This window comes from Nocardiopsis valliformis DSM 45023, assembly GCF_000340985.1.
Classification (GTDB): Bacteria; Actinomycetota; Actinomycetes; order Streptosporangiales; family Streptosporangiaceae; genus Nocardiopsis; species Nocardiopsis exhalans.
In genome coordinates this window covers 15,000-34,437 of sequence record NZ_ANAZ01000039.1, presented here as the reverse complement: position 1 = coordinate 34,437, position 19,438 = coordinate 15,000, and the positions used below count along the sequence as shown (strand labels likewise).

Here is a 19,438-nt window from a genome sequence, read left to right as displayed (position 1 = left end):
CCGGTGGGGGTGCACAACCCCCGCAGCGTCAACGCCGAACGGGCGGCGAGGGAGTTCTGGGTGCCCGGGAGGTCCAGGGTCTTCAGCCAGTCCGACCAGTGGTGGGCGGCCTGTTCCTGGCGCTCGGGCTCGGTGCGCTCCTCGGCGGCCAGGGAGTCGGTGCCGCAGCGCAGCTCCAGTACCACCGGGCGCTCCGAGCGCGGGTGGACGGTGGCGCGGGCGACGTCATCGGTGCCGTCGTGGTCCACACGCCACTCCACGCCCGGGGAGCGCAGCACCATCGGGAAGTCGGCGCCCTGGATGCGCAGGCCCTCGGGCTCCACTGTGATGCGGATGGGGGCGCGGCCGAAGTCCGGGCGCGGGGCGAACTCGATGGTCGCGGGGGGGACGCCGCCGATCACTCGGACCAGGTCGGTGCGGCCCGGGGCGGTGTCGTGGGCGAGGTAGGCGGTGACCTCCAGCCGGGACCAGCGGGTGCGCACGGTCATGGTGTCCGGCAGGTAGCGCTGGCCGAGAGGGAGCCCGCCGTGGGCGGGGGCGATCGCGAAAACACCCGCCTGGCGGCCGCCGAGGACCTCGGCGAACAGGGCGTTGGAGTCCGGCTCGGGGTGACAGAACCACAGCAGGCGCGCGTCCGGGCCGACCAGCGCCACGGAGGCCTGGTTGGACAGCATGGACATGCGCTCGATGGGGGTGGGTCGCTCGCCGAACACCCAGGAGCGGCGTTCGGTGGCCAGGAGGGACAGCAGGGTCGCGGCGGTGGGGGTGTCGGGGACGCTGTGCGCGGCGACAGTGGGCTCCTCACCGACTCGCACGCCCGCGTCGGCACCGGTGTTCAGGTTCATGAACACCGGCTCCTCCCCGTCGCCGCCGCCGATGTAGAGGATCGCGGTGGCCTCGACCTGTTCGCGGAGGAGTTCCAGGGCGGCGGACTTGTCCGCGGGCGGAGCGTCGGGGCCGGTACCGGGGTGGCCGGGGTCGATGGTGAGGTCGGTGTCGAACTCGGTGCCGTAGGCGCCCACGAGGCGGACCTCCGCGGGCAGCCGGGAGAGAACGGCCAGGTCACGCAGGGGCCGGGCAGAGATGACCGCGCACACGGTGCCGGGCAGGTCGGCGAGGTCGCGCAGGGCGCGGACGGCCTCGGGCAGCGGGCCGCGGCGGCTGTTGTCCACCGGGGTCAGGGCGCCGTCGTAGTCGCAGGCCACGAGCAGGCGCGAGGTACGGGCAAGGGCGGAGACACGCTGCCGGACGTCGAGGGGCATAGCCTCAAGGGTCGTGTCAGCCGGCCCCTGCGGGGCCTCCGGAGCCGCATTGACCACCTGGGTGAGCGTCACGTTGCCTCCTCCACTGGTCCATTACTGACCTGCGAAAATTGGTGAGATATAGGACTCCGCGCACATGTGTCTGGTTCACATGGGTCTGGTGGGAAGAACGTAAACCGGGGGGATGTGGCGCGGATTGAGCCTCGAGGGCCTTTGAACAGACCTAACGGAATATTTAGCGTGCAACCGGACGAACCGGGCATTCGTGCTGTTCCGGAAAAGGACAGGTCCCTCAGAAGTCAACGCGAGACTACCCGCGCCCCAGCTGTGCATGCGAACGCTGATCTGGTGATGCAGGTCACACGGGGGGCATGTATTCGGTAGCGGGCGGGTCTCCCGTTCGGTGGAATAGTCCCAGGTCACACCCCAATGGCGCCGTGGTCAGCCCTCGGGCAGGCGAAAACCCCGCCCCGGGCTCGTGGAGGCTCTCGAAGAGTTGTCCACAGCCTGTGGGCGGGGTTTTGGGGTTGTGGCGGCCGGTCAGCTGCTGGAGGACTCCCACTCCGGTTTGCGCAGGTGGTGCACCCACGCGGGCGGGACGTTCGCGAAGACCTTCTCCGAGTCGACGCCGTAGCGGTCCAGCCAGTCCTGGACCACCCAGCTCGTCCGCGCCTGGCGCAGATAGTCCTCGCGCTTGGCGATCACGGCCTTGACCTCCTTGGTGTACAGGTACCCGTAGAAGGACAGGGTCCCGCCGGGCCGCAGCACCGTGAAGTAGTAGTCGAGGATTTCGCTGACCTGGTCCGCGGTGAAGTTGGCGAACGGCAGGCCCGACACGATCACGTCGTAGGTGCGGTCCGTGCCCATCTCGTTCACGAGGCAGGCGTGCACCTGGGCGCTGTCGGCGATCGGCGACATCACCGGATCGGTCTCCAGCAGGTGCTCGACGTAGGACGCGAACTCCGGGTTGGCCTCCACGAAGTCCACGGTGTCGTCCGGGCGCATCGCGGCGGCGATCCCGCGGCTGATGGCGCCGGTACCGGCACCCGCCTCCAGGATGCGCAAGGGCTGGTCGGGATCGGGGCGGGCGCGGACGTAGCGGGCCATGGCGTGCGCCAGCGCGCCGCTGCTGGGCAGGATGGAACCCGTCGCGTGGAAGGTTTTCAACGCCTGGCTGAAGAAGAGTCTGGTGTCACGCAGACGCTCGTCCAGCCTCAGGGCGGAAAAGGGTCCGGCAGGGCTCTGTGTCTCGGACATGATTGAACGCTAACGCCTTCGTGTCGCACAAGGGAGCCCATGCGTGTGTTTGTCCGGGAAACACCGCGTGGCCATCGCCACCGCCGGAGCGGGAACCCACGTCACACCCGCTGCGCGAGGCCGTTCCAGGCCGGGGCGGCCGTACGCCCAAGCTCTACGCTGAGGGCATGAGCGACGCCGCGAACACCCCCGCCCCCGACTCCTCTCCCTCCGCGCCCGATTCTCCCGAGCACTCCCGGACCGCGCTGGTCACCGGGGCCTCCAGTGGTATCGGTGAAGAGTACGCCCGCAGACTCGGCCAGCGCGGCTACGACCTCGTCGTGGTCGCGCGCCGCGGTGAACTGCTGGCCGCGCTCGCCGACGAGATCCGTGAACGCTACGGCAGCGGCGTCGAGGTGATCTCCGCCGACCTCGGCAGCCCCGAGGGCGTCATGGCCGTCGCCGAACGCCTGGCCGCGGACGGCAGCGGCGACCTCGCCCCGATCGACCTCCTGGTCAACAACGCCGGGCGCGGCGACGGCGGCGTCTTCGCCGAGCAGGACCCCGCCGAGATCGACGCCATGATCGACCTCAACGTGCGCGCCGTCCTCCAGCTCGCCCGCGCCGTGCTGCCGGTCCAGACCGCCCGCCGTGCCGCCGGGTACGACGGCAAGCTGGGCGTGGTGAACGTGTCGTCGATGGCCGGGGAGATTCCCGCGAACCCGGGCGGTTCCGTCTACGGCGCGGGCAAGAAGTTCGTCGCACTGTGGAGCGAGAGCGTCGCCGCGGAGGTGCGCAAACAGGGCGTCCACGTCACGGCGGTACTGCCCGGTTTCGTGCGTACCGACATGACCCGGGGCGTGCAGGAACAGGGCATGCCCGCGTTCGCCTTCGTGCCCAAGGAACACATCGTCCGCGACTCGCTCGTCGCCTGGTCGGCCGGGCGGCCGCTGGTCATCCCCGGGGCCCAGTACAAGACCGCGGCCGGGATCCTGCGCCTCCTGCCCAGGCCGCTGGTCCGCGCCGTCGCCCGCCGGATGGCGTGAGCCGTGTCCCGGGCGGCCTGTCCTGGGCAGCCTGCCCCGGGTGGCCTGGCGCACCAGCTGCTCTCACATGATGAGACTTCTCCTCCCCGGTTGGTCACGGGGAGTCTGAAGCGCCTACTCTGGTACCGCACTGTCGGTCGAGGAAAGACACCATGAAGACCTTCGAAGAGCTGTTCGCCGAGCTGTCCGAGAAGGCACGCTCCCGCCCCGAGGGGTCCGGGACCGTCGCCCAACTCGACGCCGGTGTCCATGCCATCGGCAAGAAGGTCGTCGAGGAGGCCGCAGAGGTCTGGATGGCCGCCGAGTACGAGTCGGACGAGCAGGCAGCCGAAGAGATCTCGCAGCTCCTCTACCACCTCCAGGTTCTGATGCTGGCCCGTGGCCTGCGCCTCGAGGACGTCTACAAGCATCTCTAGGCCGGTGTTCCGCGCCCCCTTTGCGGGGCGCGAGCGCGCACCGGCCCACCGGACGTCCCCGAAATCCGCCAGAACCACGAAGGAATCCAGTCAATGCCCGACATGCTCAGAATCGCCGTGCCCAACAAGGGCCAGCTGTCCGACCCCGCCGTCCGGATGCTGGTCGAGGCCGGATACCGGCAGCGCAAGAGCAGCCGCGACCTCGTCATGGTCGACCCGGACAACAACACCGAGTTTTTCTTCCTGCGCCCCAAGGACATCGCCGTCTACGTGGGTGAGGGCATCCTCCAGGCCGGGATCACCGGCCGCGACATGCTGCTGGACTCCGGTGCCCCGGTGGACGAGGTCCTCCCGCTGGGCTTCGGCGGCTCCACCTTCCGCTTCGCTGCCCCGGGCGGCGGCCAGATGAAGGTCGCCGACCTCAACGGCAAGCGCGTCGCCACCTCCTTCGACGGCCTGCTCCGCGCCTACCTGGACGAGCAGGGCATCGACGCCCGAGTCATCCACCTGGACGGCGCCGTGGAGAGCTCGGTGCAGCTCGGCGTGGCCGACGCGGTCGCTGACGTCGTCTCCACCGGTACCACTCTGCGCAACGCGGGCATGGAGACCTTCGGCGACCCGATCCTGGTCTCCGAGGCTGTGGTCATCCGGCCCACGGACGCTCCCGAGGACCCGCAGATCGACCAGCTGCTCCGCCGTCTGCGCGGTGTCCTCGTGGCCCGCGACTACGTGATGATGGACTACGACGTGCACGCCGAGAAGCTGGAGTCGGCGGTCGCTCTCACCCCGGGCATGGAGGGGCCGACGGTCTCTCCGCTGCACCGCGAGGGCTGGGTCGCGGTCCGCTCGATGGTGCCGCGCAAGGACGCCCAGCGCATCATGGACGACCTGTGGCAGCTCGGCGCCCGCGCGATCCTGGTCACCGACATCTACGCCTGCCGCCTCTGACCGGTACCTGAGGCACCGCTAGGCCTGGTCCCGCCCCGAACCGCCCCCGCGACGAACGCGTTCCACCGTGCGTACGTCGTGCGATGGATGTGTGGTTCGGGGCGGGGGTCTTTCCCGCCAGGTGCGCCATGGCCGGGGTCGGTCGGCTCTGACCGGTCGTCTCGCTGTCGCACCGCCCCGACCCGGGGCCCGGTCACCCCGGGACCACGGCCAGAGCGGTCTCGTCGCCGTCGGCCGCGCCGTCGACGGTGACGTGCAGGATCCGCAACTGCCCGTCCCACTCCGACGTCCAGCCGCCGTCCCCGGCCGGTGTGTCCACGGTCAGTTCGAAACCCTCGCCCGGGCCGCCGCCGAAGACGTCCTCGGGCAGGTACAGCTCCGTGGACCCGGACACCCCTGCGCGTTCGGTGTAGCGCACCGACAGCGTCTCGGCGGCGTCGTCGTAGCCCAGCTCCAGGGGCTCACCCGCCACGGCACGCGGGTAGGCCCGGTTCATCACGTGCGCGAGCGGGCCAGGGGTGAGTTCCCCGCCTTCGGCCCGGTCCTCCCAGGGGCCCCAGCCGTCGTGGTCGTTGGACCAGTACACGCGCCCGGCCGACATCGCCTCGGTCTCCGCCAGCATCCGCTCGACGAACTCCGGCGCGCCCGCCCCGGACATGTCCAGGCCGAACTCGCCGAGCACGATCGGTGCCTCCAGACGTTCCCCGACCAGCTGGACGCTGTACGACCACGCGTCGACGCTGGCGTCGATGCGCCGCTTGGCGTCGCCCTCGTAGGGCTGGCCCAGGTCCATGGGGAGCGCGTACATGTGCGGGGCGTAGACGATCCTTGGCTCACCCTCGCGCGGGTCGTCGAGGCGGGGCAGGTAGGAGGGCAGACCCCAGTTCACGCCCACGGCCTGGCCCTCCACGAAGATCCACGTGTCCTGGTCGGCCTCACGGATGCGCGCGATGGAGCGTCGGTAGAGCTCGGCGAGGGGCCCGGCCTCGAAGTCGGCGCCCTGGAGGCTGCCGCCGAAGGGTTCGTTCATGAGGTCGTAGCCGAGCACCGCCGGGTGCCCGGAGAACCGTGCGGCCACGTGGCCCCAGGCGTCGGCGTAGGCGTCCATCAGCCCGGGGTGTTCGCCGGTGGTGCCCCAGAAGTGGTCGAAGGCCCGCATTACCCCGGGCTCCAGGTAGACCAGCTCCCACATCTCGTTGCTCTCCACCCGCAGCCCGTCGTTGTGGGTGGCCCACTCGGGCGCGCCGTTGCCCGAGTGCTCCTCGGGGCTGGTGTAGCGGCCGTACAGGTCCTGGTGCATGTCGAGCAGCACGTGGTACCCGCGGTCGGCATACCACTCGACGCGTTCGGCGACGGCGTCCAGGTACTCCTCGTCGTAGACGCCCTCCTCGGGTTCCAGGGCCTGCCACTGGATGAGGAACCGAACAAAGTTGGTACCCATGGCGTCGTACTCGGTCTGGACGTCCTCCTCGGTGATCCACGGCAGCCGGTCGGGGTCGCTCTTGGTCGAGCCCGACGTGTTGAGGCCGTGCAGGAAGAGCGCCCGTCCCTGGTCGTCGGTGAGGTAGCGGGTCGGGCCGGGGTCGTGCCGGGTGACGGTGGCGACGACGCCGCCGAGCACCAGCACGAGGGCGGTCAGGGCGGCCGTGACGAGCCTGCGCTTGCCGGTGCGCTGCAATCTCGCTCCTGGGGGTGGGGGAGGAGGGATCAAGAGAAGGACTGTGCCAATGAGACCTGGATCACTATCATGCAAAAGGTGAATGTTATTCGCAATAGCGATCGTGCCCCCAACGACCGTGCCCCCAGAGGTCCCGCCCCCCAACACGCCCTGACCCTCGTCGTCGCCGCGGCCGTGCCCCTGTTCACCTGCGCGCTCTTCGGCAGCGCGGCCTTCCTCACCTGGCTGGGCGCCCGCGCGGCCTGGCTGATGCTGCCCACGTCGCTGGGCGTGCCCTTCGCCTTCCCCCGGCTCACCTTCCACCCCCTGGTGGGCCAGCCCGGCTGGAGCCTGGGGATCGAGATCCTGGCCGCCCTGATCCTGGCCGCCGTCGCCGCCTGGTGGGTGCACCGGGCGCTGCTGCTGCGCCCGGAGGCCAATGCGTGGCGGCTCATGCTCTCCGTCTGGGGCGGAATCCTGCTCGGCCTGGCCCTGGCCAACTCCCTGCGCGCGGTCGCCGCCGTCCTGGCCGCGGGCGCGGGGCCGCTGTCGTTCTTCTCCTACGCCTTCGCCGGAGCGCTCACCGGCGCCCTGTGGGCGGTCTGCCTGGGGTGGGTGTGTGCGGTGCCGGTGGCCCTGATCCACCGGCTCACCGCGCGCACGCGCCCCGAAACACAGGCAGAGCCGGAGGCCGGCGCCGAGAATCAGCCCTCGTAGTTCTCCAGGACCTCGACGGCGGCCATCGGCTACCTGCCCAAGGCCAGCTGGCCGGACCGCCGCCGTGCGGGCCGTGGCCGGATCGTCAGCGTTCCGGCCACGGCTCGCCCGGATCAGCCCTTGGTGGTCCTCGCCCTGGGGCGCGACTGGAGCGCGGCCCAGATCAGCGGGATCTGCAACGGGACCCGGCCCCAGGCGACGAGCTTGTTGTCGGCCGCCGCGGGCAGACGGCCCGAACCGGAGTCGAGCGCCATCTGGACGTTGGCCGGCCACACGGCCAGCAGCAGCGCGGCGCTGGCCGGACCGGCCCACTTCTGCCTGGTCAGCAGGCCGAGCCCGCAGGCGAGTTCGGCGACACCGCTGCCGTACACGAATTCCCGGTGCGCGGGCAGCTGGCGCGGCATGATCGCCTCGAACGGCTTGGGGGAGACGAAGTGCAGCACCCCCGAACCCACGAACAGCCCGCCCAGGGCGAGCGGGGCGACCTTGCGTAGCTTCTCCAGGCGTTGGCCCATGGTCATGAAGAATCCTCTCGGTGACGCGCCGGAACCCAACCTACTCACGAGTAGTCAACGGGCCCCGCACCGACCCGACCCAAGTCCCGGATGTCCCAAGGCACAGCAGGATCAGGCCCCGCGGGGCACAATGTGGGACATGAACCAGCGAACGCGAGACCTCGCCCCCGTGCACCCCGAACCCGAGGGCGAGACGGTCACCCTGGCCAGGGTGACCGGTGAGACCGGCGGCGACCTGGTGTTGCGCCGGGTGGGCGCCCACTACGAGATCTATTCGAACGGGCTGTTCCTCATGGACACCCGGGACGGGACCTCCGAACGCGAGATGGTGCGTGAGAGCCTGGCCGCACTTCCTGCGGGCCGCTCGCACGCCCGTGTGCTGGTCGGCGGACTGGGGGTGGGCTTCTCCGCCCGCGAGGCCCTCGACGACCCGCGGGTGTCCCGCGTGGACGTGGTGGAGCTCGAACCCCAGGTGATCGCCTGGCACGACGACGAGCTCGGTGAGGCCGCCGACTACGTCCACCGCGACCCCCGCTGCCGCGTTCACAACGCCGACATCGTTGCCTGGCTGGCGGAGGCCTCCGCCGCCGAGAAACCCAGCCGCTACGACGTCATCTGCCTGGACACCGACAACGGCCCGGACTGGACCGTGGTCGAGAACAACAACCGCCTGTACGAGGAGGCGGGCCTGGCCCAGCTCACCCGTCTGATGGCCCCCGGCGGCGTGCTCTCGTTCTGGAGCGCCAACGCGGTGGACAGCTTCGAAGAGCTGCTGCGCACCCGCTTCGCCTCGGTGGAGGTCGTCGAGGTGGTGGTCGCCCGGGGCATCCCGGACACCGTCTATCTCGCCTCGGACCCCCGCTGAGCCGGACCCGGAGCGTCCCGGGCGACTCGCGGGCCGCCCGGGTCAGTTCTGGTTGCGGGACATGTAGCTGGCGAACTCCTCTAGGGAGATGCGCTCGTCGCCGTCGCTGTCCATCGCGCGCACGACCTCGGTGGCCTGCTCGTCGGTGGTCTGGTCGCCCAGGTTGCGCATCAGCGAGGCCAGCTCCTGGGCGGAGATGAGGCCGTCGCCGTCGGTGTCGACGAGGGCGAAGGTGGCGGCGTAGTCGGCGGTCTCGGCCATCGGGGGCTCTCCGGATCTGCTGGGGAACGGAACTCGCGCCAGGCTATCGCCGCCTGCCCGGCGGAGCCAGTTTCCAGCACTTGAGTTAACGGGAAGGGGCCGCGCACCCCGCCCGGACGGCGGTGGTGCGCGGCCCCTCGGTGGAGACGACCGTTCTGGAAGCCGGACCAGAAGCCGGCGGGGTACTACGCGTTGGTGGAGGCCTTGGAGCCCACCCAGCGGGCCAGCACGGTGAAGGCCAGCACCAGCACGAACAGGCACAGCGCCGCACCCCAGGCGCGGTCGATACCGGCCTCGAAGGGCTGCGTGGCACCCTTGTACAGCTGCATCGGCACAGCGCCCTGCGGGTCGCCCTGGAAGGAGGTGACGATCAGACCCGAACCGAAGGCGGTCAGCAGCAGCGGCGCGGTCTCACCGATACCGCGGGCGATCGCCAGCATCGAACCGGTGGTCAGACCGGGCGCGGCGGCGGGCAGCACCGTGTGCACGATGGTCTGCCACTTGCGCGCCCCCAGGCCGTAGCTGGCGTTGCGCATCTCGTTCGGGACCAGCCGGAGCATCTCCTCGGCGGACCGGGTGACGATCGGCAGCATCATCACTGCGATGGCCACCGCGCCGGCGAAGGTACCGAAGCCCAGGCCGCCCCAGCCGATCACCAGCAGGCCGTAGACGAACAGACCCACGAAGATCGACGGGATACCGGTCATCACGTCGGTGAAGAAACGGATCGAGGAGGTGAGCCGGTTGGGCCCGTACTCGACGATGTAGACCGCCGTGGCGATACCGAACGGGATGGACATCAGGACGGCCAGCGCCATGATGTACAGCGTGCCGAAGAATCCGGCCGCGTAGCCGCCGCCCTCGCGCCGGGGCGGGGGTTCGGTCGCGGTGATGAAGTCCAGGTTGACCACGCCGATGCCGCGCCGGGTCACCTCGAAGACGATGAGGATCAGCGGGATCATCGCGATGATCATCGCGGCGGTCAGCGCGACGGTGGCGCCGCGGTCCTTGAAGCGCCGGTAGGAGGAACCAGGGGGGCGCTGGCTCAGCGGGACGTGCTTGCGCGGGGGAGTCGAGGTCATGGTGCTCATACGGCGGCGTCTCCCGTCATACGTCCCAGACGCCAGACGATGACGCGGGCGAGGATGTTGACGATCATCGTGACCAGGAACAGCGCGACGCCGATGGCCATCAGGGCTGTCCTGGACTCGGGGGTGGCCTCGCCGAAGGTCGCGGCGATGTGCGAGGCCATGCTGCTTCCGGTGCCGAACAGGCTCGTACTCCAGGACTGGGAGCCGCCGATCAGCATCAGGACCGCGATGGTCTCGCCCAAGGCGCGACCCAGGCCCAGCATGGCGGCGGCCACGATCCCGGAGAAGCTGGCGGGAAGTACGACCTTGCGCAGGACCTCCCAGCGGGTGGAGCCCAGGGCGTAGGCGGCCATGCGCTGGTCGATCGGGTGCACCGCGATGACCTCGCGGATGATGGCGGTCATGATCGGCAGGATCATGATGGCCAGCACGATCCCGGCGGACAGGTAGCCGACGCCGCGGATCGGGCCCTCGAAGAGGAAGAACCAGCCGAGCACGCTCTCCAGGAACTCGAAGAACGGCCGGAGCACGTTCGGCAGGAACCAGTGCAGGCCCCACAGGCCGAAGATGACGCTGGGCACCGCGGCGAGCAGCTCCACCGTGTAAGAGAGCGGCTTGGCGATGCGGCGCGGCGCCAGGTGGGTGAGGTAGAAGGCGACCATGATCGCCAACGGCAGCGCGATGGCGATCGCGATGGCCGAGGTGACCAGGGTGCCGTAGATGAAGGGCCACGCGCCGTAGGTGCCGGTGATCTCGGTGCGGGAGTTCCCGGACTGCCACTGCTCACCGGTGAGGAAGCCGAAGAAGCCCTCCTTCACGAAGACGGGCCAGGCTTCGGAGGTGGTGCGGATGACCATCAGGGCCAGCAGCACCAGCACGATGGTGCCGCAGGCCGCGACCGCCCACTTGAAGAGGGGGTCGGCGTACCTGCCCTTGCTGGACCTCAGCGTGCCCCGCCGGGGTTCCTCGGGGGCCGGGGCCTCGGGGGCCTCAGTGGACATGGTGCTTCTCCTCTTGATGGCTTTCGTGGGAGTGGGAGAGCGGTCGTGGTCGCCCCCGAGGGGGCGGGGTCCGGGGCCGGGGCGAACCAGTCGCCCCGGCCCCGGGAGGTGTTACTCGTCGGAGTCGCCCTCGGCGTCCTCGTCGGCGTCCGCAGCGCCCTCGTCACCGGCGCCGTCGCCGTTGTCGGCGTTGGTGCGCTGGATCTCGGCGAGCACGCGGTCCTTGAGCTCGTCACCCAGGGGGGCGTAGCCCAGCTCGGCCACGACGTCGTTGGCGACGTCGTCGGTCAGCGCCCAGGTCCAGAAGTCGATGATGGCGTCGGCCTCGGCCTGGTCGTAGCCGCAGGTGTAGGTGAAGATCCAGTTGGTACCGGCGATCGGGTAACCCTCACCGCCGATGCCGTCGATGCTGAAGCGGAAGTCCTCGGGGATCTCCGCCTCCTCGGAGGCGGCGGTGGTGGACTCCAGGGTCGGAGCGATCGGCTCGCCGTCCGCATTGATGATGTGGGCGGAGGCCAGGCCGGCCTCCTGCACGAAGGCCTGGTTCACGTAGCCCACGCCGCCCGGGTTCTGGCTGATGCCCTGGGCGACACCGTCGTTGCCCTGGCCGCCGACCAGGCCGGGGGCCCAGTCGATCTCGCCGCCGGAGCCGTACTCGTCGGCCCACCAGTCCACCTCGGTGGACAGGTAGTGGGTGAACACCTCGGTGGTGCCGGAGCTGTCGGAACGGTGGACCGGGATGATCTCGTCGTCCGGCAGGTCCATGTCCGGGTTGAGGTCGGCGATCGCCGAGTCGGTGTAGTTGGTGATCTCACCGGCGAAGATGCCGGCGACGGCCTCCGCGTCCAGGACGATGCCGTCCAGGTCGGGGTTGTCGAAGGCGACGACGACCGAACCGAAGACGACCGGGAACTGGAGGGCCTCACAGCCTCGGGTGTCGGCGGCGACCTGCAGGTCCTCGTCGGTCAGGTAGCGCTCGGAGGAGCCGAAGTCCACCGTCTGCTCGAGGAACTGCTCGATACCGGCACCGGAGCCGACGCTCTGGTAGTTGATGCTCACGCCCGGCTGCACGTCCTGGCTGTAGGTGTGCATCCAGTCCTGGAAGAGCGGGTCGGGGAAGCTAGCCCCGGCGCCGGTCAGCGAGGCACTGAGCTCGGCGTCGGTGGTGCTGGCGGAGCCGTCTCCGTTGTCACCGTTGTCGCCGTTGCTGCACGCTGCCGCGAGCAGGGGGATGGCCGCCAGAACGGCGAGCTTGGAACGCCCGTTGCGCATGTCGTAGTTCTCCTCGTTGAATCACCGCTGTCGGGGCTGACGTGAAACGACACTAAGTGCGGTGAAAGTCGCGGCGTCATCGAAATAGAGGCCGTTGGGTAGAAGAAGAGTGAATGGCAGGTGAATGATGGTTACCATTTGATAACGGCTACTGGGTGTCATGGTGCGGGTGATTGCCGTAGGGCCTGGGTCATCCGCTCTGACCTGCTTGTATGAACAGGTTTTTGGGTGTGTGGCGTGACTGTGGCACATGGGAAGGTGACAGCTTCGATTTCTGGCCGCTTCACCTTGGCGTTGGTTTCGAAAAAGGTGAAGCGGACATGAATGATGGGCCGCACCGGTTGTTTTCCGGAGGGCCCTCGAAACGGCACTGGATTCCCTGCGGGCGATTACCCGCCGTTCGCCGTGTCCAGCCGGTAGCCGATGCCCCGGACCGTGTGGATGAATCTGGGCTGGGACTCGGAGTCGCCCAGCTTGTGCCGCAGACGGCGGATGTGCACGGCGATCGTGTTGTTCACCGGGGGGAGGGGCTTGTGCCAGACCTCGGTCCACAGCTCCTCGCGGCTGACCACTCTGCCGCTGTGTCTGAGCAGGAAGTCCATGATCCCGAACTCCCGCAGGGCCAGGTTGACCGGCTGCCCGTCCACGAACAGCCGGTGTCCCAGCGCGTCCAGCTCCAGGTCGCCCGAGCGCAGCGCCACCGGATCGCCGGTCCCCGTGACGGGCGAACCCTCCGGGCCGGGGAGCGAACCGCGCAGCAGCGCCGAGAGCTCGGGGATGCGGTAGGGCCGGTTCACGCAGGCGGTGGCCCCCGCGGCCAGCGCCCGCATCGCCCGCTGCGAGTCACCCGGGCCCACCCCGATGAGTATCGGGATGTCCATGGCCCGCCGGGTCACCCGCACCAGCGTCTCCAGGTCCACCTCGGGCGGGGCCGCGTTGGTCAGCAGGGTGTCCGGACGCACCATCCCCACCCGGAGCAGGGCCTCGGCACCGTCCACGCAGACCGTGATGTCCACGTCGTGCCCGCTCAGTGAAAGCACCAGCTGGTGCGACTGCTCGGACTCCGGCTCGACCAGCAGAACCCGCAGCGGACCCTCCGTACGCTGCACCCGCACCTCGTCGTCCGGCGCGCCCGAAGGCGGGGGGACCGGTGCGGAGGAGGTGATGGCGGGCATGGGCGGGTCCACTTCGTCGAGGAGGGCGAGGGCGGGTGGAGCTCGACCGCTCGGCTACCCGAAACGGCCCGAGATGTAGTCCTCGGTGCGCTGGTCGGCGGGCTTGCTGAAGATCGTCGCGGTCTCGTCGAACTCCACGAGGCTGCCGTAGCGGTCGCCCACCTCGTCCACGCCTGCGGTGAAGAACGCCGTGCGGTCCGAGACGCGGGCCGCCTGCTGCATGTTGTGGGTGACGATGACGATGGTGAACTCGGCCGCCAGCTCGTACATCAGGTCTTCGATCTTGAGCGTGGCGATCGGGTCCAGGGCCGAGCAGGGCTCGTCCATGAGGATGACCTCGGGGTTCACCGCGATGGTGCGCGCGATGCACAGGCGCTGCTGCTGACCGCCGGAGAGAGCGAAGGCGCTCTCCTTCAGCTTGTCCTTGACCTCGTCCCACAGCGCGGCCTTGGTGAGGGTCTCCTCGACCAGGTCGTCCATGTTGCCGCGGACACCGTTGATCCGCGGGCCGTAGGCGATGTTGTCGTAGATGGACTTGGGGAAGGGGTTGGGCTTCTGGAAGACCATCCCGATCCGGCGGCGCACCTCGATCGGGTCGACCTCGGGGGCGTAGAGGTCCTCGCCGTGGTAGGTCACCTTGCCCTCGATCCGCGCACCGGGGATGAGGTCGTTCATCCGGTTGAGCGTGCGCAGGACCGTGCTCTTGCCGCAGCCGGACGGGCCGATCATGGCGGTGATCTGGCGCGGACCCACCTTCAGGTTCACGTCGCGGACGGCCTTGTTCGACCCGTAGTAGATCGACAGGTCGGAGATGTCGAAGACGGGGTCACCCAGGTCGGGCACCTCGCGGTTGTACCGGACGGTGTCGGGGGCGATGCCGCGGCCGGACTCGGTGCCTCGCGGGGTCGCGGTGTTGCTGACAGACATGGGGCCACTTCCGGGTCGGACGGAGCTCGGTGTGCGCGTGAGGGGTAAAACCCGCTGAGCGCGGTCGATTCCCATGCAAATATGTCCGCGTGAAGCCCGGGTGAACGAACCCCGTGGCCAAGGTGAACGTGGGCGGTGGAGTAGGAAGCCCCCGGTGACATCTTGGTGTCGTCCCCGGCTCAGTCACCGGCCACGAGGCCGGAGCGGACCTTGCGGAGTGCGTCGAGCACCCGGACCAGCGCCTGCTCGTTCTCCTGACGGAGCAGTTCGGGCCGGAGCTCCGCCAGCGCACCCGTCACGCGGGGCGCCCGGCCCCGCTGGAACACCGCTGCCGCCCGTGCCGCCGAGGGACACACGCACGACCGCCCCGACGGTCCCGGGACGGTGCGGCACCGGGGGTCGGGGCGGTCGGTTCGCGGAGCGCGCTACTGCGCGGTCTCGCCCTGCTCGGCGATCTTCTTCTTGACCTCGTCCATGTCCAGTTCCCGGGCCTGGGTGATCAGGCTCTCCAGGGCCTCGGAGGGAAGGGCGCCCGGCTCGTTGTAGATGACCGTCTGGTCGCGCACGATCATCAGCGTCGGGATGGACTGGATCTTGAACTCGAAGGCGAGCTCGCGCTGGGCCTCGGTGTCGACCTTGGCGTGCACGATGTCCTCGTGCTTCTCCGAAGACTTGTCGAACACCGGGGCGAACTGGCGGCAGGGACCGCACCAGTCAGCCCAGAAGTCGATCAGGACGAAGCTGTTGTCCTTCAGCGTTTCCGCGAAGTTGTCTTTGGTGAGTTCGACGGTGGACACGTGGTCTCCTGCTCTTCGTTCGTCTTGTTGGTGTCGACCGGTGGCCAACTGCCATCCTCTTGGGTGCTACAGCGGTAGTGCCCACTTGTTTGTTCCACATGCCTCGCGGGTGGTTCGCACCCACCTCGTGAGCTGGTGGTTTCCGACACAACACGTGTTGCATACCTGTTTGGGAGGAAAGGCGGCACATGGTTAGTGTCGGTTCACGGGGCACGGGTTCATTGTGGTGACCAGAGCTCCTGTTGTGGGCCGAACACCGAAACAACCCGAGGGGGACCCATGAGCACGGAGGTGCCCGAGGGTGACCAGGCCGTGGACTACCGCTTCACCCTCGCCAACGAACGTACCTTCCTGGCGTGGATCCGGACCGCCCTGGCCCTGCTCGCCGGTGCGGTCGCCGTCCTCCACCTGCTCCCGCTGGCCTGGGATGAGACGCTGCGTACCGTGGTGGGGCTGATCCTGGCCGTACTCGCCGGGATCGTGACCGTCTATGCTCCGGTGCGCTGGTACCGAGTACAGCGCCTCATGAGCCGCGGTGAGAGCCTGCGGATGAGTGTTCTCCCGCTGATCACCACGTTCGCCGTGGGGCTGGTGTGCCTGGCGGTCCTGCTGGGGAACCTGCTGTGAATCCGAGTGAGGAACGGCGCGACCCCGGCCTCCAACCCGAACGCACGCTGCTGTCCTGGCAGCGCATGCTGATCCTGCTGGCCCTGGTGGGCCTGCTCTACCTGCGCGGCCCGCTCGAACCGGGATCCACCGTAGTGCCCGAGGTCGCACCCCTGCTCCGGGTGGGCTTCATGGGCTTCACCCTGTTGCTGGGTGCGGGCCTCGGGCTGCATCTGTGGCTGCGGTGGCGGCGCACCTCCCACGGGGTACGCGATCCGCGGACGGGGCAGCCACCGCTGAGCGTGGCCAGCCCCTGGGCCATGGCCGTGCTGTGCGCGGGCGTCCTGGCCATGACGGTGACCGTGGTGGCCACGGTGCTCGTGCCGTGAACCGCAACGGTTTCCCGTGCACCTGGGCGGTTGACCGGTGAACCTGTGCGGTTCCCGCGCCCTGCCTGGGTGCGGGCCCTTGAGTGCGGGAGGGCCGCACACAGGGGGGCACCGTGTCTGTGGTCATGCCCTGAACGGGCGCGGCCGCTGGGGCCGAGGGAGAAAGGGGCCGGCGGTCCGGCTTGCTGCCCTCTGGCGGGCGGGTGTCGCGTCGGGTCCACGAGGCGGGGACCGGGCCTCGTGACCTCCCCTCTCATTGCTGTGTTCTCGCTGTTGGTGGCTGTGGGTCTGCTCGTCTCTGACGGGTAGCGACCGGCGGGGCAGTCGGAGGAGGGTTCTTCCGGGGCGGTGGGCACCCGGGGGGACGTCCTCCCGTCAGCGACCTGCCTAGACCGGCGCCGGGACCGAGTCGGCCGAACGGCGGTGCTCGACGATGGAACCGATGATGTCGTTCAGGTCCCGCGTCGGCTCGAAGCCGATCAGCCGCGCGGCCAGGGAGGTGTCGGGGTAGCGGCGCTGCATGTCCTCGTATCCCTCTCCGTAGGCCTGCTCGTAGTCGATGTAGGAGATGGCGCTGCCGGAACCGGTCAGCTCCACGACCCGGTCGGCGAGCCCCTTGATGGAGACCTCCTCGCGCCCGCCCAGGTTGACCGCCTGGTTGTAGGCCTCGGGGGTGTCCATCAGCTTGGTCAGCTGGGGGACCACGTCGAACACCGAACCGAAGCAGCGGCGCTGGGTGCCCGTGCCGTAGACGGTGATGGGCTCGTTGGACAGAGCCTGGTCGACGAACCGGGGAACGACCATGCCGTACCTACCGGTCTGCCTCGGCCCCACCACGTTGAAGAAACGGGTGATGACGCAGGGCACGCCGGACTCCACACCGTGGACGTAGGCGACCAGCTCGTCCAGCCCCTTGGCGGCGGCGTAGGACCAGCGGCTCTTGGTCGGCGAGCCGTAGATCCGGTCGTCATTCTCCTTGAGGCCGTCGGCGTCGTTCTTGCCGTAGACCTCACTGGTCGAGGCGATCATGTAGGGAACGCGGTACTTGACCGCGGACTCCACGATGTTCTCGGTGCCGTGCAGGTTGATCCGCAGCGAGCGCAGCGGGTTGTCGACGATGTTGTAGACACCCACCGCGGCGGCGAGGTGGAACACGGTGTCCGCCTCCGCGACGAGCTCGTCCACCAGTTCACGGTCCAGGATGTCCCCCTGGACGAAGCGCAACTTGGCAGAGCCCTCCAACTGGGACAGGTTCGACAGTGAACCTGTTGAGAGGTCGTCGAGCACGATGACCTCGTGTCCCTGCGCGACCAGGTGGTCGCACAGGTGCGAGCCGATGAACCCGGCTCCTCCGGTGATGAGAGCCTTCATGGTTTCCCCTCCACTTTGGGCGATGTAGATTCTCTGTTCTTCACGGGGGATGGGTCTTCGTGTGACAGGTGGGGAGTTCTTGCGTCGTCCTGGCTGTTCAGGCCAGATAGCGCAGGACGTGGTAGCCCTCGCCGAAGGCCACCCCGGCCTGCATGCCCCTGAGGACGGCGAGGCTGCGCAGGGTGAGTTCGGAACGGGTGTGCGGGTGCTCGTGGCTCTGGGAGCCGTAAAGCTCCATGCCGTGGAGCTTGGCCGCCAGGTCCTCCTCATCGAGTTCCACGATGAGGTTGGGGGACTGCACGGGCTCGGTCCGCCACTGGTCGGCGGCCTCCTCGTAGGCCAGCACCAACCGCGGGTGGTGGCGGAGCCGGGAGTTGGAGGGGCGCAGGGCGGTGTGCACCGCCCTGGCGGCGGCCTGGTGGTCCTGGTTGTAGCTGGTGTGGTGCGGTACGAGCACCACGGTGGGCTTCAAACGTGCGATCGAGAGCGGGCTTTCCCGCTCGATCAGCTGCGTCAGGTCCACCCGGGGGACGGAGTCCAGCCTCAGGTGGTGGGTGTCGCCCGGCAGTGCCATGTGCCAGTCGTCCCAGCGGAAGTGCTCGGAGGCCTGCTTGATCTCGGTGTAGCGCTCCTCGGCGGTGGAGAAGCCCTTCGGGGACTGGTCCGCGGTGTCGCCGACCGTCAGGAACTGCACGAAGACCTCCGCGCCCGCGCGCTTGGCCTTGTGCATCAGGCCGCCGCAGCCGAGGGTCTCGTCGTCGGGGTGGGGGGAGTAGACCAGGAGACGCTCCTGTGACCAGTCCGTCGTCATGCCTGTTTCCTGTCCTTTGCCGAATCTGGGAAGCGATCGCTTGTTACCCGTGCCGTCGGGGCCGCTGCGCCCGATGGCACGGGCGGGCGGTGTCCCGCTCGCTGATCGGGGTCAGCCGCGGGATCTTGCCTGTCGGAGCACGTGCAGCGCGTCCGGTCCGGCGTTGAGTAGGAGATCGATCGCCGACAAGCGGGGCACGAATGCGTCAGCGGGGCCACGCGTGTGCTGCGGGTACACCGGGTGGTTGAAGTTCTGCCACTCGATGTCGACCCCGTGGCGGTGCATGATCTCGGGGTCCAGGTAGTCCCTCGCGCCCTCGCCGGAGAGCAGGGTGTCTGCTCCGGCCTTGGCGCAGATCTGGGCGAGCAACTCACTCTTGCGCCCGGGGAAGTCCCCGAGCTCGCTGGCGCGCAGGATCGGTGTGTCGATGCCGAAGCCGCGGGTCAGCATGCGGGTGGTCGCTATGGCCAGGTCTGCGAGGTCCTCCCACTCGGTCTCGTACACTTGGGCGATTTCTTCGCGGTAATCAGCCCAGTAAGGGGCCTTGCGGTAAGAGTGTTCAGCGAGTGCTCTGTAGTGCTTGTCACGCCATTTCTGTGTGTTGTCTATCTTCTTGTCCCGGATGAGCTCGTCGCGGCTCGCCTGGGTGACGGGCACAGTGAGCAGTACTGGCTTGCCGTGGCCAGCGATGTAGTTTCGGTTCTGCCAACCGCGACGTTCGAACTGAACCGTGTCAAGCATGACGAACCAGTCGGAACGGTCAATCTTGTCGATCAGGCCCAGCCAGGGCCAATAGTGCGGCTGATGGACAGCCGCCCGGATCCGATCGGTGCCGTCGCTGGTCACGGCGTTGTTCCCGTGGTCGGGATCTGGGGTGTCGTGGGCAGGATCTGGCGAGGGGGGTCGTGAGCCGCCGATCACGCCTGGCGTCCTCCTTCTCTCTGTGGGTCATGTTCAACAAGGATTTACCAGGAACCGGTACGTTCTTGGATAAATCGGGGTAGTGGCGACCTCCAGTGCCTCGTCTCAAATATCTTCTAATGGGTACCACCTCACGCAAGCCCATGTATACGAT

The 19,438-nt window shown here is 68.7% G+C and carries 21 protein-coding genes; 7 read left to right on the top strand and 14 right to left on the bottom strand.

What is annotated here, in order from left to right:
- Positions 1-1,334 (bottom strand): trehalase-like domain-containing protein (locus tag D457_RS0126865; RefSeq protein ID WP_017583774.1); only part of this gene is annotated, 1,334 nt, incomplete at its 3' end.
- A gap of 468 nt (positions 1,335-1,802) precedes the next feature.
- Positions 1,803-2,519, bottom strand: a complete 717-nt coding sequence (locus D457_RS0126860) for a class I SAM-dependent methyltransferase (protein WP_017583773.1) — start codon at positions 2,517-2,519, stop codon at positions 1,803-1,805.
- A 167-nt stretch (positions 2,520-2,686) separates the two neighbouring features.
- Here D457_RS0126860 and D457_RS0126855 point away from each other — a divergent pair, with 167 nt between their 5' ends.
- The 3 genes from D457_RS0126855 to hisG all read left to right on the top strand — a co-directional run bounded on the left by D457_RS0126855 (position 2,687) and on the right by hisG (position 4,908).
- Positions 2,687-3,544 carry an SDR family NAD(P)-dependent oxidoreductase gene (locus tag D457_RS0126855; protein WP_017583772.1) on the top strand — a complete coding sequence of 286 codons (858 nt, stop codon included), beginning with the start codon at positions 2,687-2,689 and terminating at the stop codon, positions 3,542-3,544.
- A 152-nt stretch (positions 3,545-3,696) separates the two neighbouring features.
- Positions 3,697-3,960, top strand: a complete 264-nt coding sequence (locus D457_RS0126850) for a phosphoribosyl-ATP diphosphatase (protein ID WP_014913038.1) — start codon at positions 3,697-3,699, stop codon at positions 3,958-3,960.
- A 93-nt stretch (positions 3,961-4,053) separates the two neighbouring features.
- Positions 4,054-4,908, top strand: coding sequence for an ATP phosphoribosyltransferase (gene hisG, locus D457_RS0126845; protein WP_017583771.1), 855 nt, complete (start codon positions 4,054-4,056; stop codon positions 4,906-4,908).
- Between the two features lie 193 nt (positions 4,909-5,101).
- Here the strand turns inward: hisG and D457_RS0126840 are convergent, their stop codons facing one another.
- A complete protein-coding gene (locus tag D457_RS0126840; RefSeq protein WP_017583770.1) occupies positions 5,102-6,586 on the bottom strand; it encodes a cellulase family glycosylhydrolase in 1,485 nt (494 codons plus the stop codon).
- Between the two features lie 69 nt (positions 6,587-6,655).
- On the opposite strand from D457_RS0126840, the gene D457_RS0126835 reads away from it, so the two are divergent.
- Entirely contained in the window at positions 6,656-7,282 is a 627-nt protein-coding gene (locus tag D457_RS0126835; protein WP_152514383.1) for a hypothetical protein, read from the top strand.
- 113 nt (positions 7,283-7,395) lie between these two features.
- Here the strand turns inward: D457_RS0126835 and D457_RS0126830 are convergent, their stop codons facing one another.
- Complete coding sequence (locus D457_RS0126830) at positions 7,396-7,803, bottom strand: DoxX family protein (RefSeq protein WP_017583768.1); 408 nt, start codon at positions 7,801-7,803, stop codon at positions 7,396-7,398.
- Between the two features lie 133 nt (positions 7,804-7,936).
- Between D457_RS0126830 and D457_RS0126825 the strand changes: the two genes are divergently transcribed.
- Positions 7,937-8,662, top strand: a complete 726-nt coding sequence (locus tag D457_RS0126825; protein ID WP_039831954.1) for a spermine/spermidine synthase domain-containing protein — start codon at positions 7,937-7,939, stop codon at positions 8,660-8,662.
- 42 nt (positions 8,663-8,704) lie between these two features.
- Here the strand turns inward: D457_RS0126825 and D457_RS0126820 are convergent, their stop codons facing one another.
- The 7 genes from D457_RS0126820 to trxA all read right to left on the bottom strand — a co-directional run bounded on the left by D457_RS0126820 (position 8,705) and on the right by trxA (position 15,234).
- Positions 8,705-8,923: an EF-hand domain-containing protein gene (locus D457_RS0126820; RefSeq protein ID WP_017583766.1), complete on the bottom strand. Its 219-nt coding sequence runs from the start codon at positions 8,921-8,923 to the stop codon at positions 8,705-8,707.
- Positions 8,924-9,108: 185 nt separating this feature from the next.
- The gene (gene pstA, locus D457_RS0126815) at positions 9,109-10,014 is read right to left on the bottom strand and encodes a phosphate ABC transporter permease PstA (protein ID WP_017583765.1); all 906 of its coding nucleotides are present in this window, start codon (positions 10,012-10,014) and stop codon (positions 9,109-9,111) included.
- Positions 10,011-11,015, bottom strand: coding sequence for a phosphate ABC transporter permease subunit PstC (gene pstC, locus D457_RS0126810; protein ID WP_017583764.1), 1,005 nt, complete (start codon positions 11,013-11,015; stop codon positions 10,011-10,013). The genes pstA and pstC overlap by 4 nt, the downstream gene beginning before the upstream one ends.
- A 111-nt stretch (positions 11,016-11,126) precedes the next feature.
- Positions 11,127-12,287, bottom strand: a complete 1,161-nt coding sequence (gene pstS / locus D457_RS0126805) for a phosphate ABC transporter substrate-binding protein PstS (RefSeq protein WP_017583763.1) — start codon at positions 12,285-12,287, stop codon at positions 11,127-11,129.
- A gap of 389 nt (positions 12,288-12,676) precedes the next feature.
- Entirely contained in the window at positions 12,677-13,462 is a 786-nt protein-coding gene (locus D457_RS0126800; RefSeq protein WP_017583762.1) for a response regulator transcription factor, read from the bottom strand.
- Between the two features lie 54 nt (positions 13,463-13,516).
- Positions 13,517-14,389 carry a phosphate ABC transporter ATP-binding protein PstB gene (gene pstB, locus D457_RS0126795; protein WP_017583761.1) on the bottom strand — a complete coding sequence of 291 codons (873 nt, stop codon included), beginning with the start codon at positions 14,387-14,389 and terminating at the stop codon, positions 13,517-13,519.
- Between the two features lie 425 nt (positions 14,390-14,814).
- The gene (gene trxA, locus D457_RS0126785; protein WP_221318935.1) at positions 14,815-15,234 is read right to left on the bottom strand and encodes a thioredoxin; all 420 of its coding nucleotides are present in this window, start codon (positions 15,232-15,234) and stop codon (positions 14,815-14,817) included.
- Positions 15,235-15,465: 231 nt separating this feature from the next.
- Here trxA and D457_RS0126780 point away from each other — a divergent pair, with 231 nt between their 5' ends.
- Together D457_RS0126780 and D457_RS0126775 are read left to right on the top strand one after the other, a co-directional pair.
- Positions 15,466-15,813 (top strand): YidH family protein, encoded by a 348-nt coding sequence (locus tag D457_RS0126780; protein ID WP_017583758.1) that lies wholly within the window; start codon positions 15,466-15,468, stop codon positions 15,811-15,813.
- On the top strand, positions 15,810-16,181 hold the full coding sequence (locus tag D457_RS0126775) for a DUF202 domain-containing protein (protein ID WP_017583757.1): 372 nt from the start codon (positions 15,810-15,812) through the stop codon (positions 16,179-16,181). Before D457_RS0126780 ends, D457_RS0126775 begins: the two co-directional genes overlap by 4 nt.
- 387 nt (positions 16,182-16,568) lie before the next feature.
- Here the strand turns inward: D457_RS0126775 and D457_RS0126770 are convergent, their stop codons facing one another.
- The 3 genes from D457_RS0126770 to D457_RS0126760 form a co-directional block, all read right to left on the bottom strand.
- Positions 16,569-17,552 (bottom strand): NAD-dependent epimerase/dehydratase family protein, encoded by a 984-nt coding sequence (locus tag D457_RS0126770; RefSeq protein ID WP_017583756.1) that lies wholly within the window; start codon positions 17,550-17,552, stop codon positions 16,569-16,571.
- Positions 17,553-17,649: 97 nt separating this feature from the next.
- Positions 17,650-18,363, bottom strand: a complete 714-nt coding sequence (locus D457_RS0126765) for a PIG-L deacetylase family protein (RefSeq protein ID WP_017583755.1) — start codon at positions 18,361-18,363, stop codon at positions 17,650-17,652.
- Positions 18,364-18,474: 111 nt separating this feature from the next.
- Positions 18,475-19,209: a WbqC family protein gene (locus D457_RS0126760; RefSeq protein ID WP_017583754.1), complete on the bottom strand. Its 735-nt coding sequence runs from the start codon at positions 19,207-19,209 to the stop codon at positions 18,475-18,477.
- Positions 19,210-19,438: the final 229 nt, after the last annotated feature.

Coding starts and splice junctions, on each gene's coding strand:
- pstS (WP_017583763.1), bottom strand. CDS start 12,287: ATGCGCAACGGGCGTTCCAAGCTCGCCGTTCTGGCGGCCATCCCCCTG.
- D457_RS0126830 (WP_017583768.1), bottom strand. CDS start 7,803: ATGACCATGGGCCAACGCCTGGAGAAGCTACGCAAGGTCGCCCCGCTC.
- D457_RS0126770 (WP_017583756.1), bottom strand. CDS start 17,552: ATGAAGGCTCTCATCACCGGAGGAGCCGGGTTCATCGGCTCGCACCTG.
- D457_RS0126765 (WP_017583755.1), bottom strand. CDS start 18,363: ATGACGACGGACTGGTCACAGGAGCGTCTCCTGGTCTACTCCCCCCAC.
- D457_RS0126850 (WP_014913038.1), top strand. CDS start 3,697: ATGAAGACCTTCGAAGAGCTGTTCGCCGAGCTGTCCGAGAAGGCACGC.
- pstA (WP_017583765.1), bottom strand. CDS start 10,014: ATGAGCACCATGACCTCGACTCCCCCGCGCAAGCACGTCCCGCTGAGC.
- D457_RS0126825 (WP_039831954.1), top strand. CDS start 7,937: ATGAACCAGCGAACGCGAGACCTCGCCCCCGTGCACCCCGAACCCGAG.
- D457_RS0126780 (WP_017583758.1), top strand. CDS start 15,466: ATGAGCACGGAGGTGCCCGAGGGTGACCAGGCCGTGGACTACCGCTTC.
- pstC (WP_017583764.1), bottom strand. CDS start 11,015: ATGTCCACTGAGGCCCCCGAGGCCCCGGCCCCCGAGGAACCCCGGCGG.
- D457_RS0126860 (WP_017583773.1), bottom strand. CDS start 2,519: ATGTCCGAGACACAGAGCCCTGCCGGACCCTTTTCCGCCCTGAGGCTG.
- D457_RS0126800 (WP_017583762.1), bottom strand. CDS start 13,462: ATGCCCGCCATCACCTCCTCCGCACCGGTCCCCCCGCCTTCGGGCGCG.
- pstB (WP_017583761.1), bottom strand. CDS start 14,389: ATGTCTGTCAGCAACACCGCGACCCCGCGAGGCACCGAGTCCGGCCGC.
- hisG (WP_017583771.1), top strand. CDS start 4,054: ATGCCCGACATGCTCAGAATCGCCGTGCCCAACAAGGGCCAGCTGTCC.
- D457_RS0126855 (WP_017583772.1), top strand. CDS start 2,687: ATGAGCGACGCCGCGAACACCCCCGCCCCCGACTCCTCTCCCTCCGCG.
- D457_RS0126820 (WP_017583766.1), bottom strand. CDS start 8,923: ATGGCCGAGACCGCCGACTACGCCGCCACCTTCGCCCTCGTCGACACC.
- D457_RS0126835 (WP_152514383.1), top strand. CDS start 6,656: ATGCAAAAGGTGAATGTTATTCGCAATAGCGATCGTGCCCCCAACGAC.